Annotated in this window: 17 protein-coding genes; 7 read left to right on the plus strand and 10 right to left on the minus strand. The window is 65.0% G+C overall.

The features are described from left to right. Positions 1 to 31: 31 nt before the first annotated feature. The 4 genes from OWC48_RS16625 to OWC48_RS16640 all read right to left on the minus strand — a co-directional run bounded on the left by OWC48_RS16625 (position 32) and on the right by OWC48_RS16640 (position 2,705). The gene (locus OWC48_RS16625) at positions 32 to 1,030 is read right to left on the minus strand and encodes a hypothetical protein (protein ID WP_282520965.1); all 999 of its coding nucleotides are present in this window, start codon (positions 1,028 to 1,030) and stop codon (positions 32 to 34) included. A gap of 157 nt (positions 1,031 to 1,187) precedes the next feature. Then, positions 1,188 to 1,379 (minus strand): hypothetical protein, encoded by a 192-nt coding sequence (locus OWC48_RS16630; protein ID WP_014494643.1) that lies wholly within the window; start codon positions 1,377 to 1,379, stop codon positions 1,188 to 1,190. Positions 1,380 to 1,584: 205 nt separating this feature from the next. Next, a complete protein-coding gene (locus OWC48_RS16635) occupies positions 1,585 to 1,953 on the minus strand; it encodes a YidB family protein (protein ID WP_282520966.1) in 369 nt (122 codons plus the stop codon). Positions 1,954 to 2,042: 89 nt separating this feature from the next. Beyond that, complete coding sequence (locus OWC48_RS16640) at positions 2,043 to 2,705, minus strand: glutathione S-transferase family protein (protein ID WP_282520967.1); 663 nt, start codon at positions 2,703 to 2,705, stop codon at positions 2,043 to 2,045. A gap of 124 nt (positions 2,706 to 2,829) precedes the next feature. Here OWC48_RS16640 and OWC48_RS16645 point away from each other — a divergent pair, with 124 nt between their 5' ends. Next, positions 2,830 to 3,546 (plus strand): DUF599 domain-containing protein, encoded by a 717-nt coding sequence (locus tag OWC48_RS16645; RefSeq protein WP_282520968.1) that lies wholly within the window; start codon positions 2,830 to 2,832, stop codon positions 3,544 to 3,546. A 488-nt stretch (positions 3,547 to 4,034) separates the two neighbouring features. Here OWC48_RS16645 and OWC48_RS16650 read toward each other — a convergent pair whose 3' ends face one another. Beyond that, complete coding sequence (locus tag OWC48_RS16650) at positions 4,035 to 4,184, minus strand: hypothetical protein (RefSeq protein WP_282520969.1); 150 nt, start codon at positions 4,182 to 4,184, stop codon at positions 4,035 to 4,037. Between OWC48_RS16650 and OWC48_RS16655 the strand changes: the two genes are divergently transcribed. Continuing rightward, a complete protein-coding gene (locus OWC48_RS16655) occupies positions 4,174 to 4,572 on the plus strand; it encodes a hypothetical protein (protein WP_282520970.1) in 399 nt (132 codons plus the stop codon). The two genes, OWC48_RS16650 and OWC48_RS16655, sit on opposite strands and share 11 nt — an antisense overlap. 253 nt (positions 4,573 to 4,825) lie before the next feature. Here the strand turns inward: OWC48_RS16655 and OWC48_RS16660 are convergent, their stop codons facing one another. The 4 genes from OWC48_RS16660 to mgtE form a co-directional block, all read right to left on the minus strand. Further along, positions 4,826 to 5,818, minus strand: coding sequence for a hypothetical protein (locus tag OWC48_RS16660; RefSeq protein ID WP_282520971.1), 993 nt, complete (start codon positions 5,816 to 5,818; stop codon positions 4,826 to 4,828). Between the two features lie 49 nt (positions 5,819 to 5,867). Next, positions 5,868 to 6,686, minus strand: coding sequence for an aldo/keto reductase (locus tag OWC48_RS16665; protein ID WP_282520972.1), 819 nt, complete (start codon positions 6,684 to 6,686; stop codon positions 5,868 to 5,870). A 145-nt stretch (positions 6,687 to 6,831) separates the two neighbouring features. Further along, entirely contained in the window at positions 6,832 to 7,167 is a 336-nt protein-coding gene (locus OWC48_RS16670; RefSeq protein WP_282520973.1) for a DNA-binding transcriptional regulator, read from the minus strand. A gap of 69 nt (positions 7,168 to 7,236) precedes the next feature. Beyond that, on the minus strand, positions 7,237 to 8,658 hold the full coding sequence (mgtE, locus tag OWC48_RS16675) for a magnesium transporter (protein ID WP_039147656.1): 1,422 nt from the start codon (positions 8,656 to 8,658) through the stop codon (positions 7,237 to 7,239). Positions 8,659 to 8,740: 82 nt separating this feature from the next. On the opposite strand from mgtE, the gene OWC48_RS16680 reads away from it, so the two are divergent. Both OWC48_RS16680 and OWC48_RS16685 read left to right on the plus strand, forming a co-directional pair. Further along, on the plus strand, positions 8,741 to 9,547 hold the full coding sequence (locus OWC48_RS16680) for a polysaccharide deacetylase family protein (protein WP_282520974.1): 807 nt from the start codon (positions 8,741 to 8,743) through the stop codon (positions 9,545 to 9,547). Positions 9,548 to 9,708: 161 nt separating this feature from the next. Continuing rightward, entirely contained in the window at positions 9,709 to 11,034 is a 1,326-nt protein-coding gene (locus OWC48_RS16685; protein WP_282520975.1) for a polysaccharide deacetylase family protein, read from the plus strand. Positions 11,035 to 11,037: 3 nt separating this feature from the next. Here OWC48_RS16685 and OWC48_RS16690 read toward each other — a convergent pair whose 3' ends face one another. Next, a complete protein-coding gene (locus OWC48_RS16690; protein WP_014494631.1) occupies positions 11,038 to 11,412 on the minus strand; it encodes a hypothetical protein in 375 nt (124 codons plus the stop codon). Positions 11,413 to 11,627: 215 nt separating this feature from the next. Between OWC48_RS16690 and OWC48_RS16695 the strand changes: the two genes are divergently transcribed. The 3 genes from OWC48_RS16695 to OWC48_RS16705 all read left to right on the plus strand — a co-directional run bounded on the left by OWC48_RS16695 (position 11,628) and on the right by OWC48_RS16705 (position 13,504). Further along, positions 11,628 to 11,885, plus strand: coding sequence for a hypothetical protein (locus tag OWC48_RS16695; RefSeq protein ID WP_174770120.1), 258 nt, complete (start codon positions 11,628 to 11,630; stop codon positions 11,883 to 11,885). A 225-nt stretch (positions 11,886 to 12,110) separates the two neighbouring features. After that, the gene (zigA, locus tag OWC48_RS16700) at positions 12,111 to 13,325 is read left to right on the plus strand and encodes a zinc metallochaperone GTPase ZigA (RefSeq protein WP_282520976.1); all 1,215 of its coding nucleotides are present in this window, start codon (positions 12,111 to 12,113) and stop codon (positions 13,323 to 13,325) included. Continuing rightward, positions 13,322 to 13,504: a hypothetical protein gene (locus tag OWC48_RS16705; protein ID WP_282521229.1), complete on the plus strand. Its 183-nt coding sequence runs from the start codon at positions 13,322 to 13,324 to the stop codon at positions 13,502 to 13,504. Before zigA ends, OWC48_RS16705 begins: the two co-directional genes overlap by 4 nt. The last annotated feature ends 190 nt before the right edge of the window (positions 13,505 to 13,694 follow it).

Raw genomic sequence — 13,694 nt, forward strand, 5'->3', positions numbered from 1 at the left:
AGCCGGGCAGCCACGCATTTGGAATGCCAAACTATTCCTTATCCGCAGCCGCAGGAGCCGGGGCTGGGGCCGGCGGGGCGAGCGGAACCGGTGCTGCCGCCGGCGCACGCGCGGCCTTCGGTGCCGGCGGCTTCTTCGCAGCCGGCGCCGCTGGAGCAGCGGCCTGCGCCGAGGTCGGAGCGGACGGGCGCGGCGCCGAGGCTGCGCCTCCGGCAGGCGCAGCCTGTCGCACCGCCGCCGTGGGCGGCTCCGGATTCATGATGCTCACCGGCGGCGTCGATGACGCGCTCGGGAACTCCGCATTGGTCGGCCTGCCCGTCGGCATCGATGGCGGCATCCCGGCAAGCGCCGCGGTGGCCGGCATCGCCGGTCCCGTTGCCGTTGCGGGCGCGTTCCAGCCTGGCGCATAGCGTGCGACCAGCGTGTCGTAGAGATGGGAATCCATGTTGGCGGCGACCCGCTGCTGATCGGTCAGCGAGCGGAAGGCGGAGCAGTCGAACTGCGTGCAGCCGTCGCGTGCGACCAGCACCTGCGCGACGAGACCGTAGCGGTCGCGCTCCAGCGCCTTGCGCAGCACCTTCATGTCCAGCGTCAGGCTCTTCTCGGCGGTCGCGGCATCGCCGAGCGCGGTGAGTCGGTCGATCCGCGCGGCGGTGTAGGAGACGGCCGCTGCCGCCGCGTCAGGCGAGCCGAACAGCGCCTTCTCGCAACCGATCGCCACGGCATTGCCGGCGAGATCGTCGAGACAGGACAACGCCGGCAGGCTGGCGACGACCGCTGCCTGCGCGCGCGCCTCGCCCGGAGCCGCCACCTCCGCCGGACCATGAACGCGCACGGTGGCAGCCACGGCGATGGCAATGGAAAGCAGCGCGATGACCGTCAGCGCGCCGTTGGCAACCGACCTTTCGGCGCGCAGCAGCGTGATCAGGAGGATCAGTCCGAGGAAGCCGGCGGCTACCAGGATCATCCACATCGGTACGGCCTGCGAGCGCCCGATCTGGTCGAACGAAGTGGCCCATGCCCAGTTCATGCGCGACGTCCCCTCACGCGAGCAAAGAGCGAATGGTCAAAGCGAGCCCCCGCGAGTCGGCAACTGCCCCCGGTTCACCATGTCGAGGCGAAGGGGGCCTTTTGACGGCGAGCGAAGCGAATTCGTCCGCGATGTCAATGCGCGGCACAGTCATCCGTCAGGATTGGGCGAGCTGGCTTTCCTTGGCGACGCGCTCGAAAGCTTCAGTCGAACTCTTGATGCGGTACTGGCAGTCGTCGCCATCCGTCGGAAGCAGGCGGATGATCTCGTATGAGCCACTCGCAGCCGGGCGCGCGACGTTGCTGGCAGTGAACAGTACGCGCGTTCCCACGGGGAATTTATGCTTCAACGCCCATCTCCATGACTCAAACAGCGCCGGCCGTGCCCAGGGTCCCACTGCGACGGACCGGCTGAAAACCCGGTGTGACATATAGCACGCGATGCGGCGCTTTGGCCAGCGGTATACAGGCATGGCAAATAGGCCGATCCGGCAGTATTTTCAGGACGATAGTGCGGGAACCGGTGAGTGGAGGATACCGCTGGAACCCGCTCCCTCAGGCGGTGTGGGGCAGATGACCCTCCGGGCTTGCCTGGTCCACGGCCTTGGGCAGTTCCTGGGCCAGAATCTGGCCGAGCTGGTCGACCGGGATGTTGTAGCGTGCCGCGAGCTGGCGAACGGTTTCGTTGCCGAGCACCGCACGGAGCTGGTCGGCCGAGATCGGCAGGTTCTGGCCATTGCCGAGCCAGGACTTGACCTGGTCACCGAAGCCGGACTGCTGGAGCTTGGCGACGATTGCGCTGAGGCCGCCCTGATTGTTGCTGCCGAGCACCTCGTTCAGCACGGCGGGCAAGACCGCGGCGCCGAGCTGACCGAGCGCGCTCCGAAGCGCGGGGTTGTTTTCCAGCGAGTCCAGGATTCCCATGACCGTGCCCTCTCCCAAGCGGTCTTTCCACCGCGATTGAGCGCCGCCAGCCTGCACACCGTCAAGCGGCGCCCGATCACATTCGCGGGTTAGACGTTCTCGAACCTCTCGATGACGAGCGTTTCGGCGATGCCGTCGCGAGTCCATTCCTGGAACGCCGGCAGCGCCATCATCGTGTCCATGTAGGCCCTGGTCTCCGGCGTGACCTCGATCGCGTAGGTGCGGAAACGGTGCACGACCGGGGCGTACATCGCATCCGCCGCACCGAAGCGGCCGAACAGGAACGGTCCCTTGGCACCGTAGCGCGCCCGGCACTCCCGCCAGATCTCCTGCACACGCGCGACGTTGGCCTTGGCATCCGCCGACAGCGTCACGGCGCCCACGGGGCGGTGCAGGTTCATGCCGCATTCGTTGCGCAAGGCCATGAAGCCGGAATGCATCTCGGCGCACACCGAACGGGCGTGCGCGCGGGCGGCGACATCGTCGGGCCACAGCTTCACGTCCGGGTAGCGCTCGGCGATGTACTCGATGATGCTGAGCGAATCCCACACCGTGATGTCGCCGTCGACCAGCACCGGCACCTTGCCGGCACGGCTGAAGGACAGGATCTGATCCTTGTCCGCGGGATTATCCGTGTAGAGCGGAATGACGGTCTCGACGAACGGGATGTCATTGGCGCGCAGTGCGAGCCATGGCCGCATCGACCATGACGAGTAATTTTTGTTTCCGATCGCGAGCTTGAGCGCTGCCATGTCGCTGGTCCTTCCCTGAGTCCCCTGGATGCGGCTGCTTTTAGCGCCATCGCCTGCCGCCAATCAATCGTTGCCGCACCCGGCCGCGCATGGCAATCGTTGCGATCTTCGCGAGGAGTTAGACATGAGCAGGCATTGGGTCGACATCACGGCGGTCGGCTTCTTCATCATCGAATGGCTGGTCTATGCCCTCACGCTGGAGCACTCGGCCTATGGCCGCGACAGCCTGTCGGCGCGCATGAACCGCTATCGCGAGGTCTGGGTGCGCCGCCTGCTCGACCGCGACACCCGGATGGTCGACATGCAGATCATGGCCTCGCTCCAGAACGGCACCGCCTTCTTCGCCTCCACCAGCCTGTTCGCGCTCGGCGGCGCGCTGGCGCTGCTGCACGCCACCAACGACGCCATCACCATCCTCGCCAAGCTCCCGATCGACCTCAGCACCTCGCCCGCAATGTGGGAGTTGAAATGCGTCGGCCTGGTGCTGATCTGCGTCTACGCCTTCTTCAAATTCGCCTGGGCCTATCGCCTGTTCAATTATGTCGCGATCCTGTTCGGCGGCATGCCGCCGGCCGACCGGCGCGACACGCCCGAGGCCGAGGCCCACGTCATCCGCACCTCGCGCCTGTTCGAATCCGCCGGCCGCCACTTCAACCGCGGCCAGCGCGCCTTCTTCTTCGCACTCGGCTATCTCGGCTGGTTCGTCAGCCCCTGGGTGCTGTTCGTGACCACGGCGGCGGTGGTGGTCGTGACCTGGCGAAGGCAGTTCGCGTCCAGTGCCTGGGCGGCGATGGCGCCGGAAGAGGTGGACGGCGATGGGGGGCCGAGGCGCGGTCATTGATCCCGGCTCTCTCCACGTCGTCATTGCGAGCGCCTTGTCCGCCATAGCTCGAAGAGCGACGGCGGAAGCGAAGCAATCCAAAATCTTTCCGCAGCGGCAGTCTGGATTGCTTCGCTATGCTTCCGATGACGACACGATTGGCTCCGTCACTTCCTGCGCATCGTCCCGGACCGGCAATCGAATCTGGCCACAGGCCGATCCATCTGCCAGAGCTCCACGTCGTGACCGTCGACGAGTCTCTCCGCGGAGCTGATCGCAGCTTCGTCGTCGATGCAATCCATGTGGATCATTCTGATGGGACGATCGTGTAGTCCCACGATCAATGCACGGTAAGCGGACATTTTGGCCTCCAGGCAAGGCGCGATAGCAAGCGCGGGCCGGAAGAATGGCGCTGCCGGCATTTGAATGCGATGGGGAGTGCATCGTCTGTTTATAAGTGCGGCGTAAGTTGCCGGCAGCGCTCGGCCGAGGCCGATCCTATGCCGATCCTATGCAATCGCGATCGCGCCAATCTCGAAATCATACGGCATCCAGCACCATATCCGCTCCGTCGCGCAAGCTCGCGCGGCGTAGCGAACTGGTGAAATGATGTCGAATTCAGGGGTTAGCGACAGGATCATCGATCCGATGATGGCCATCGCGAACTGCTCGACGCGGCAACGCATCGTCGTGGTCGGCGCAAAGAGCATGGAATTGATGATGGAGCTGCACCGTCGCGGATATCTGCTGGCGGCGGCGGCAGGTAATTGCGGCCTCCCGGCCGGTCAATATGAAGTCGCGCTCGTGGATTGGCGGCGACGCACGCTTCACACACTCGATGCGACAGTGGATTGGCTCGACGATTTCCTGAGCCCCCGCGCCGTGCTGGTCATCTGGCTCGACGCGCAGAAGGCAGCCGCGAAGGAAGCATTGCGTGCCGCGGTGACGAAGCGCGGCTTCGTGGTCCTGCAAGGCGCCGACCATCCCTGCGGCAGCGTGCTTCTGGCGCGCCGTTCGGAGGCCATCGCCCTTCGGCAGGCCGCGTGAACATCCGCCGAAACTCATGGATTTGATCCGATGCCAAAATCGAATATTCGACGCACCGTCATTCGCGCGTGGATGGCTCTCGCACCGGCGCAGCGACGCTCCGCCGAGCAGGCCGGCGCGTTTGCACGGCACACCATCGAAAGACATAGCCTGCCACGCAGCCGGAGAACGCCGCACGCCGTGATCATGGCGTGGTTGAAGCCGCGAACCGGGAGGCCTTAGCTCGCAGGATGGATGGAGTGGAGCGAGCCGCCTACCCTCCGCCAAAATCCCGCGGCGAGAACGGCAGGTCCAAGATCTTCCATTCGTCGTACTTGTCGGCCGGCAGCATCTTGTAGGGCTGGCAGGCCTGGAGCGCTGCGGTCGCGGACTTCACGATGGCCACGCCCTTCGCGGATGGCGGAGCTTCGATCAGGATCGGCGGGCGCGCCAGCGTGCCGTCGGTGGCGAACACCGTGCGCAGCTTGATGTTGACGTTGTCGGTCGGGTCGACCCCGGCCGACAGTTTGGCGCAGCTCTTCAGGTGGCGACGCAGCGCGGCGATGACTTCGGGTGGCAGCTTGGCTGCGATTGAATCCTTGGCATCGCCGCCATCGTCCTTGGGGGCGTCTTTCGGCAGCTCCAGCGGCAATTCCGGCGGCAGGCCCAGCATGACGCCGTACTTGACCGTCACGTCAGGCTCCGGCGCCTGATAGGCCGGCGGCGCGGCCTGTGGCTGCTGCATCGCTTGTGGCAGCGGCTGTTGCGACGGCGGCTGCGGCATCGTCTGGGGCGGCGGTTGTTGCTGGGGTTGCGGAGGCGGCTGTTGCGACGGCTGCGGCTGTTGAGGCTGCGGCTGCACATTGGCCTCCCGCTGCTTCGGTGCCTCAGAGGGCTGCGGCTGTTTCTGCTGCGGTTCAGGCGAGGCCCGCGGTGACGGTGACGGCGACGGCGCCGCGGCCTGCTGCTTGGTCGCAGGCTTCGGCGCGGCTTCCGCCTTGTCCTTGTCGGTGAAATCCAGTTTCGGCAGTTTCAGGTCCGGCAGCGGCTCCGGCGGCTTCTCTTTCGCCTGCTCCTGAGCCTTCTCCTCGGCCTTGGCCTCCTCCTGCTTCACCTGCTCCGGCGTGACGATGTCCACCGAAACAGTCTCGGGCGCCGCGGCGTGAAACGGATGGACTTCGCTGATCAGGATGATCAGCGCCACCAGCGTCAGATGCGCGACCGCCGACGCTGCAATGTCCGTCCGTATGATCTTCCGCAGTTCCATCGATCGATCTTGGGTTGCCACGCCGGTCCTAGCATACAGCGGCCCCCTCTCAATCCCATTTTGGCGCGAAGCCGAAATCGGTCAGGCGGCCCTTGGGATTTGCCAGCGCGGCGATCTGGGCCATCTCGTCGTCCGAGAGCTCGAAATCGAAAATATCGATGTTTTCCGACAGACGTTCGACGCGCGAGGTGCGGGGGATCGCGGCGACATTCTGTTGCACCAGCCAGCGCAGGCAGATTTGTGCCGGCGTCTTGCGATGCGCGCGGCCGAGCCCAGCGAGCGTCTGGTCGGCCTTGACGCGGCCCTTGGCGATCGGGCTGTAGGCGACCAGCGCGAGGCCATGCTGGTCGCAGGTTGCCCTCACCTTCGTCTGGTCGAGATAAGGATGATATTCGACCTGGTTGCAGACGAGCGGCTCCGGCGACAGCGCCACCGCCTGCTCGATCAGCGCCACGGTGAAATTGGAAACGCCGATGTGGCGGGTCAGGCCCATGCGCTTGGCATGCGATAGCGCACCCAGCGTCTCCTCCAGCGGCACGTGCGAATTGGGCCAGTGCAACAGCAGGAGATCGACGGAGGAGAGCCGCATCCGGGCGAGGCTCTCCTTGACCGAGCGTTCGAGATCATGGGGCGCGAAATGGTTGGTCCAGACCTTTGTCGTGAGGAAGATGTCATCGCGGCGCACGCCGGAGCCGCGCAGGCCGTCGCCGACCTCGCGCTCATTGTCGTAGACCTGCGCAGTGTCGATGTGGCGATAGCCGAGCCGCAGCGCCTGCTCGACCACGCGGCCGCAAGCGCGCCCGCTCAGCTCCCAGGTCCCGAGCCCGAGCGCCGGTATCCTTGCGCCATTGGCCTCGACGAACAGCATGAGGAATCCTCTCTGTTGCGATCGCCTCAAAACATCATCCGAGCGCCATTATGGACCCGGCCCGTGACACTGCCAACGGACGACGCCGGCGCCGGACCGGATATTCAGGGCAATGCTAACGGCAGGTTCGCGCCCGGCCTTGAAGTCAGGCCTTGGCGAGCGCCTGGAACACGGTGTCCGGCGCATGCGCGATCACCGCGAGCAGCGCGCGGGCGGGTCCCCGCGGGGCGCGCTTGCCCTGCTCCCAGTTGCGGATCGTCTCGACGGGCACGCCGAGCTTGGCGGCGAATTCCATCTGGGTGAGGCAGGCGCGGCGGCGCAGAGCGCGCACCGCAAGCGAGCTGGCATCGTCGCCAGCGGCGGCATCGACCGCCGGCTGGATCGGCAACGGCTGGACCGGAAGCGACTGGACCGGAAGCTCTTGCCCATCCCGCAACTCGACGACCCGTCCGTCCGCCTTCAGCCGCAACCGCATGTCCATTCCCCCAAGCACGGGCAATGATGCGGCAAGTCGCTTAAGTTCGGATTAAAGATAGTTGCCGCACTTCCCCTACCTCAACCCGAACCACAGCGTCGCGATGCCGAGGAAGGAGAAGAAGCCGACCACGTCGGTCACTGTCGTGACGAACGTGCCTGACGCGACCGCCGGATCGGCCCTGACACGTTCGAGCGCCATCGGGATCAGGATGCCGCCGAGCGCACCGGCGACGAGGTTGCAGACGATCGCAAGTCCGATGACGATGCCGAGGCCCGGGATCTTGAACCAGGCCACCGCCGCGATGCCCGTGATCAAGGCGAAGGCGAGGCCGTTGACGAGCCCGACCAGGCCTTCGCGCATCACCACGCGCCAGGCGTTGGAGGAGCCGAGCTCGCGCGTCGCAAGCGCGCGCACCGCGACCGTCATGGTCTGGGTCGCGGCATTGCCGCCCTGGCTCGCGACGATCGGCGCCAGCACGGCGAGCGCGACCATCTTCTCGAGCTGCCCCTCGAACAGGCCGAGCACCGAGGATGCAAGAAAGGCGGTGGCGAGATTGACCAGCAGCCAGTTGAACCGCGCCCGCGCAATGGTGAACACGGTGTCGGAGAGTTCTTCGTCGCTGTTGACGCCGCCGAGCGCCTTGAGGTCTTCGTCCGCCTCCTCCTCGATCACGTCGACGACGTCGTCGACGGTGATGACGCCGACCAGGCGATCCTGGGTATCGAGCACCGGTGCCGCGACGAGATTGTACTTGCCGAACATGCGCGCCACCTCCTCCTGGTCCTCCAGGACGGAGACGCGGCGGCGATCCTCGTCGGTCAGCTCGGCAAGCGCTACCGGGCGGCGGGCGCGGAGCAGGACGTCGAGCGAGACCGCACCCTGCCAGTGCTGGTCCTTGTCCACGACGTAGATCTCGTAGAAGCGGTCGGGCAGGTCCGGCGTCTCGCGCATGTAGTCGATCGCCTGGCCGACGGTGAAATCCTGCGGCACCGCGATGAACTCGGTCTGCATCCGGCGGCCGGCGGAATTTTCGGGATAAAGCAGGCTGCGCTCGAGCGCGACGCGCTCCTGCAACGGCAGCTTCTCGAGGATTTCCTCCTGCTCCGCCTCGTCCAGGGTTTCCAGCAGCTCGACCGCGTCGTCGGATTCGAGCTCGCGGACGCCTTCCGCAACGGTCTCCGGCGGCAGCTCCTCGAGGATCTCCTCGCGCACGCCCTCGTCGAGTTCGTTCAGTGCCGAGAAGTCGAAGTCGCGTCCGGTCAGCTCGACCAGGCGAACGCGGTGGTCGGGCGCGAGAGCTCCGATCAGATCGCCGAGATCGGCCTCGTGCAGCTCGGCGACGCAGGCGCGCAGCGCGGCGCTGTCGCCGGCCTCGATCGCATGGGCAATCTCCTCGACGAATTCGTGACGAATTTCGCCGTCTTCATTGCGCATCGGAACGTGGTCGAGTACCGAGGCCTCGGCGGATGGGGCACCGTCCATATGTTCATCCATGGCGCGCCTCGCCGTTTGACAGGTTGGAACGAGTGGTCTGAGCTGACGGTCAGGCAATACCCACAAGCGAACTGCGAGCGCAATGGCAAAGATGCTTCGGCTGAAATGGATGTCGATCTCGGTGGGCGCGGTCTTCGCGGGCCTCATCGGCATCGCCGCTTCGGAGGCCGCGGACTGCCCGCGCAAGGACGCGCTCGGCACCTCGCGCGTTCTGAGCGTCGACGCCAAGACCACGCCGCGCGTCGGCCTGAAGAGCTTTCCGCAGACGCTGCCGCTCGCCGATCACGAGGTCGTGCTGACCTTCGACGATGGCCCGCATCCGCCGACGACGTCGAAGGTGCTGGCGGCGCTGGCGCAGGAATGCGTGCGCGCGACCTTCTTCCTGATCGGCCTGCACGCCTCCGAACATCCTGACATGGTCAAGCGCATCGCGCGCGAGGGCCACACCATCGGCCACCACACCTGGTCGCACCCGTTCATGGCGCGGATCCCGTTCGAGAAGGCGAAGAGCGAGATCGACCGCGGCATCGCAGCCGACGAGATGGCGCTCAAAGGCGTGTCGACGACGACGCCCTCGACGCCGTTCTTCCGTTTCCCCTATTTCGAGGGAACGCAAGCGCAGCTCGACCTGCTGCAGTCGCGCGGCATCGTCGTGTTCGGGGCCGACCTCTGGGCCAGCGACTGGAACGAGATGACGCCGGAGCAGGAATTGAAGCTCGTCACCGAGCGCCTCGCCGCCGCCGGCAAGGGCATCATCCTCTTCCACGACCCCAAGGCACGCACGGCCGCGATCATGCCGGCCTTCCTGCGGTACCTCAGGGACAACGGCTATCGCGTCGTTCACGTCGTGCCGACGGGCACGTCACAGAAGAGTGCCGATGCGCATTGATGCCGTAATGTCACGGCGGTGCAAAATGGGGTGATTTGGGCCCTATTAACAGTCTGTTCATGCTACGGCATGCAAGGATGTAGAGGGTATTGCGCCTGAACCGTTTCTGGGCGTCTCCGACCAATTAAGGCGGCAGTCGCGTAAGGAGGCAGACGAGGTTCATGATCGGAAGTAGCGTTGTTGTTCGGACGCGATCGTGGATCGTCCTGTGTCTGGGGCTGTTGGTCGTCGGTTCACCGGCGGCCCTTGCGGCGGACTGTCCCGGCCATCCGGATGCACTCGGGACCTCCCGCACCCTCGTGGTCGATCCGCGCGAGCATCCGCGCATCGGCACCATGCAGTACCGCGAAACGCTGCCGCTGAAAGACCATGAAGTCGTCCTGACCTTCGACGACGGTCCGCTGCCGAAATATTCGAACCAGATCCTCAAGATGCTCGATGACGAGTGCATCAAGGCGACCTTCTTCATCATCGGCGAGCAGGCCAAGGCGAACCCGGAAGGCGTGCGCAAGCTGATTGCCGCGGGCCACACTGTCGGCACGCACAGCATGAACCATCCGCTGACGTTCGACCGGATGCCGCTCGACAAGGCCGAGGCGCAGATCAACGGCGGCATCGAGTGGACCTCGGCCGCGATGACCGATCCGTCCAAGCTCGCGCCGTTCTTCCGCATTCCTGGCCTGATGCGCGCCGAAGGCGTCGAAAACCTCCTGATCTCGCGCGGCATCCAGGTCTGGAGCGCCGACTTCCCCGCCGACGACTGGCGCCACGTGTCGTCCGACCGCGTCTATCAGCTCGCGATCCAGCGGCTGGAGGCCAAGGGCAAGGGCATCCTGCTGCTGCACGACATCCAGCCGCGGACGGTTGCAGCGCTGCCAAAAATCATCCGCGACCTCAAGGCGCGCGGCTATCGCATCGTGCATGTGGTGCCCGCGACCGCCGACCGGCCGGCGACGCCGACCACGCCGGTGGAATGGCTACTGCATCCGCCGACCGAGACCGTGCCGATCGCGCGCTGGCCGTCCGTGCCGAACTTCGTGTTCGCGCAGACCGAGACGCTGCCGGCGCCGTCGCTTGCCGACCTCAACGCGCAGATCGAGCATCAGCCGCTGCTGCCGCGCAAGACCATGGCGCTGGCGAATGTCGCGGCCACCCTGCCCGTGCCAAACCGCGACCTCTTTGCCATCCCCGAGGGCTCGGTCGAGGTCCTGCTGTCGACGACCTTGTCGCGGCGCGCCGCGGCGCGGCTGGCGATGGCAGCCGAGACGCCCCGTGCAACCAAGGGCAAGACCGGCAAGTCGCGCGGACATCGGACCGCGCACACGGCGCCAGCGGGAGCGAAGCACACCGCGCAGGCTACGGGCACCGCCCCCAAGAGCATTGTCCCCAAGAGCACGGCCAAGAGCACCGCCCCCAAGGGCGCGGCACCGAAGAGTGCCGTGACGCATCCGACCCGCGTCGCCAGCCTGAAGAAGCGCGCGCAGTAAGCTCTATTGCCGCATGATGTTGGCGACGCAGAGCAGCACGATCAGCGCCAGGAAGAACAGGTCCATATAGGACTTGAGCTCGCCGTCGCGGCGCAGCCGGGCAACGTCGGCCACCACCTGCTTGCGCGCGTTCGTTGCGCCCGAACCGTCATTGATCGGAGCCTGCAGGCGCTTGGTCTCCGCCTCCAGCTTCTCGATCTTCTGGAAGAAATAGAACGCACGCAGCGTCGAGGCCGCGCGCATGCCGGCATAGACCAGCACCAGGATCGCGAGGATCGCCCGGTTCTGGTATTTCTCCATGAAATTCAGGCTGAAATAGACCATCGCCATGAAGGCGAAGTTCGTCACGAAGCGGTAGACGAAGCTAAGAAAGACCATGCTGGCTCCAGCCCTGAGCGGTGCGACCGGTCTACCCCATCTTTATTTCGACAAAGATACGATCGCCGGCCGCCTTTTAGCCACGCGCCTTCATAATGCAAGCGAGAGTACCGGGGCCTGCGTGTTCCACGTAAACGCGAGGTTGCCAGCTGCGCGATGGAGATTCACCGGAAGCTACGGTACATTGGCACAGCCACCGCATGTGGGGTCTGCCGATGCCGAAGAAGGGAATCACGGGCCACGACGACTGGGTTCTGACCGAGGCCCTGGCGACCGCGCTCGTCGCGCTGGAGCAGCTCGAACCGAAACACCAGCCGAGCGCGCATATGGACGACATCCGCAAGATGCTGGCGAACGGCAAGGAGCCGTCGGCGGTGAGCCTGCACCTCGCCCAGGCCAAATGCCGCCTGTTTCCGGACACGGATCCGCTCGAGATCTACCGGGAATACGGGATCGGCGACGAATACGGCTGAGCGCGTCGCGCCGGTCCTTCGAGCGCGCTGCTGCCTGGAGCTGAGCGGCAGCCGATCGCTACAACGATCATCCACCTCAATGTTCGCGTGAATTTGAGCTGAGCCGCGAAACGACTTGACGACGGCGCCGCCAGCGAATGTAATGTTATAACATTACATATTTGGTCCCAATGCCCGATCCCAAGCGTCGCCGCCCTATCCCCTTGAAAAGGCTCTTCGATCTCCATGCAAAAGCTCCCCGTCACCGTCTTGTCCGGCTTCCTCGGGGCTGGAAAGACAACTTTGCTGAACCACGTCCTGAACAACCGGCACGGCCTGAAGGTGGCGGTGATCGTCAACGACATGAGCGAGGTGAACATCGATGCGGATCTGGTTCGCGATGGCGGTGCGAACCTGTCGCGGACTGACGAGAAGCTCGTCGAGATGACGAACGGCTGCATCTGCTGCACGCTCCGCGACGACCTCCTGAAGGAGGTGCGCGCCCTCGCCGAGAACGGCCGCTTCGATTATCTCCTGATCGAATCCACCGGCATCTCCGAACCGCTGCCGGTTGCGGCGACCTTCGATTTCCGTTCCGAAGACGGCGAAAGCCTCTCCGATGTGGCGCGTCTCGACACCATGGTCACCGTGGTCGACGCCGTGAACCTGCTCAGGGATTATTCGTCTACGGATTTTCTGGAGCAACGTGGCGAAGCGCTGGCGAACGACAAGCGCACGCTGGTCGATCTCCTCGTCGAGCAGATCGAATTTGCCGACGTGATCGTTCTCAACAAGGTCGACGACGCCCGACCTGAGCAGCGCGAGGCGGCACGGAAAATCATCCGCGCACTCAATCCGGACGCGGATTTGATCGAAGCCAACCACAGCCGGGTCGCTTTCGATCGCATTCTCGACACCGGAAAATTCGACTTCGAGCGGGCGCAGCAGCATCCGCTCTGGTTCAAAGAGCTCTACGGCTTTGCCGATCACGTGCCGGAGACCGAGGAATACGGCGTGACCAACTTCGTCTATCGCGCGCGCCGGCCGTTCGATCCGGAAAAGTTCGACAAGTTCGTCAGGGAGCCCTGGCCCGGCGTCATTCGCGCCAAGGGACACTTTTGGCTCGCGACGCGCCCACAATGGCTTGGCGAGATCAGCCAGGCTGGCACGATCACGCGCACGCAGGCCCTTGGTGCGTGGTGGGCGAGCGTGCCGGCGGAACGATGGCCGGATGATCCGTCCTGGCGGAAGCGGTTGCGTGAGAGCTGGAACGAGATCTACGGCGATCGCCGCCAGGAAATCGTGTTCATCGGCACCGGCATGGACGAAGGCTCGCTCTGCGCCCGTCTGGACGCCTGCCTCGTCCCGGGAAAGCCGGCGATGAACGTCACGGAATGGGCGAAGCTCGCAGACCCCTTCCCGGTCTGGCGCCGCGCGGACGAATCTGCGGAACGCAAATGACCAACGTCGTTCGATTCGTTCCGAAATCCGAGCTCGAGCGGCAGCGCCTCATCCGTGAGGCGCGTGCGATCTACGACAGCATATTCCCGCCGGTTACCGTGTGCGGCGGGCCAGCGGATGATCGCTCAGGCCAAAGTGCGCCCGAGGCGGTCGCCGAAAGCCAACCAAGACAACGGTGAGGCTGAAAGTGGCGCGTTTGGAGGGCGATCGCATTTATTGAAATTTCAATGGCTTGCGGAAATGGGCAAAGAGTCTGGGTGGATCTTCAGCTTTTTCCAGTAGGTTGACCGAGCCTCACAATAGCTTGCGGGACTTCAGCTTGCGGGACTTCGCAACGCGGCGTAACTTTCAACTCCACGTAGCTCATTC

Origin of the sequence: Bradyrhizobium sp. Arg816 (assembly GCF_029989365.1) — a bacterium.
In the GTDB taxonomy this organism is placed as follows: domain Bacteria; phylum Pseudomonadota; class Alphaproteobacteria; order Rhizobiales; family Xanthobacteraceae; genus Bradyrhizobium.

Bases quoted from the DNA above. Each gene is read 5' to 3' on its own strand.
- OWC48_RS16625 (WP_282520965.1), bottom strand. From the start codon at position 1,030: ATGAACTGGGCATGGGCCACTTCGTTCGACCAGATCGGGCGCTCGCAG.
- OWC48_RS16635 (WP_282520966.1), bottom strand. From the start codon at position 1,953: ATGGGAATCCTGGACTCGCTGGAAAACAACCCCGCGCTTCGGAGCGCG.
- OWC48_RS16640 (WP_282520967.1), bottom strand. From the start codon at position 2,705: ATGGCAGCGCTCAAGCTCGCGATCGGAAACAAAAATTACTCGTCATGG.
- OWC48_RS16645 (WP_282520968.1), top strand. From the start codon at position 2,830: ATGAGCAGGCATTGGGTCGACATCACGGCGGTCGGCTTCTTCATCATC.
- OWC48_RS16655 (WP_282520970.1), top strand. From the start codon at position 4,174: ATGATGGCCATCGCGAACTGCTCGACGCGGCAACGCATCGTCGTGGTC.
- OWC48_RS16650 (WP_282520969.1), bottom strand. From the start codon at position 4,184: ATGGCCATCATCGGATCGATGATCCTGTCGCTAACCCCTGAATTCGAC.
- OWC48_RS16660 (WP_282520971.1), bottom strand. From the start codon at position 5,818: ATGGAACTGCGGAAGATCATACGGACGGACATTGCAGCGTCGGCGGTC.
- OWC48_RS16665 (WP_282520972.1), bottom strand. From the start codon at position 6,686: ATGCTGTTCGTCGAGGCCAATGGCGCAAGGATACCGGCGCTCGGGCTC.
- OWC48_RS16670 (WP_282520973.1), bottom strand. From the start codon at position 7,167: ATGGACATGCGGTTGCGGCTGAAGGCGGACGGACGGGTCGTCGAGTTG.
- mgtE (WP_039147656.1), bottom strand. From the start codon at position 8,658: ATGGATGAACATATGGACGGTGCCCCATCCGCCGAGGCCTCGGTACTC.
- OWC48_RS16680 (WP_282520974.1), top strand. From the start codon at position 8,741: ATGGCAAAGATGCTTCGGCTGAAATGGATGTCGATCTCGGTGGGCGCG.
- OWC48_RS16685 (WP_282520975.1), top strand. From the start codon at position 9,709: ATGATCGGAAGTAGCGTTGTTGTTCGGACGCGATCGTGGATCGTCCTG.
- OWC48_RS16690 (WP_014494631.1), bottom strand. From the start codon at position 11,412: ATGGTCTTTCTTAGCTTCGTCTACCGCTTCGTGACGAACTTCGCCTTC.
- OWC48_RS16695 (WP_174770120.1), top strand. From the start codon at position 11,628: ATGCCGAAGAAGGGAATCACGGGCCACGACGACTGGGTTCTGACCGAG.
- zigA (WP_282520976.1), top strand. From the start codon at position 12,111: ATGCAAAAGCTCCCCGTCACCGTCTTGTCCGGCTTCCTCGGGGCTGGA.
- OWC48_RS16705 (WP_282521229.1), top strand. From the start codon at position 13,322: ATGACCAACGTCGTTCGATTCGTTCCGAAATCCGAGCTCGAGCGGCAG.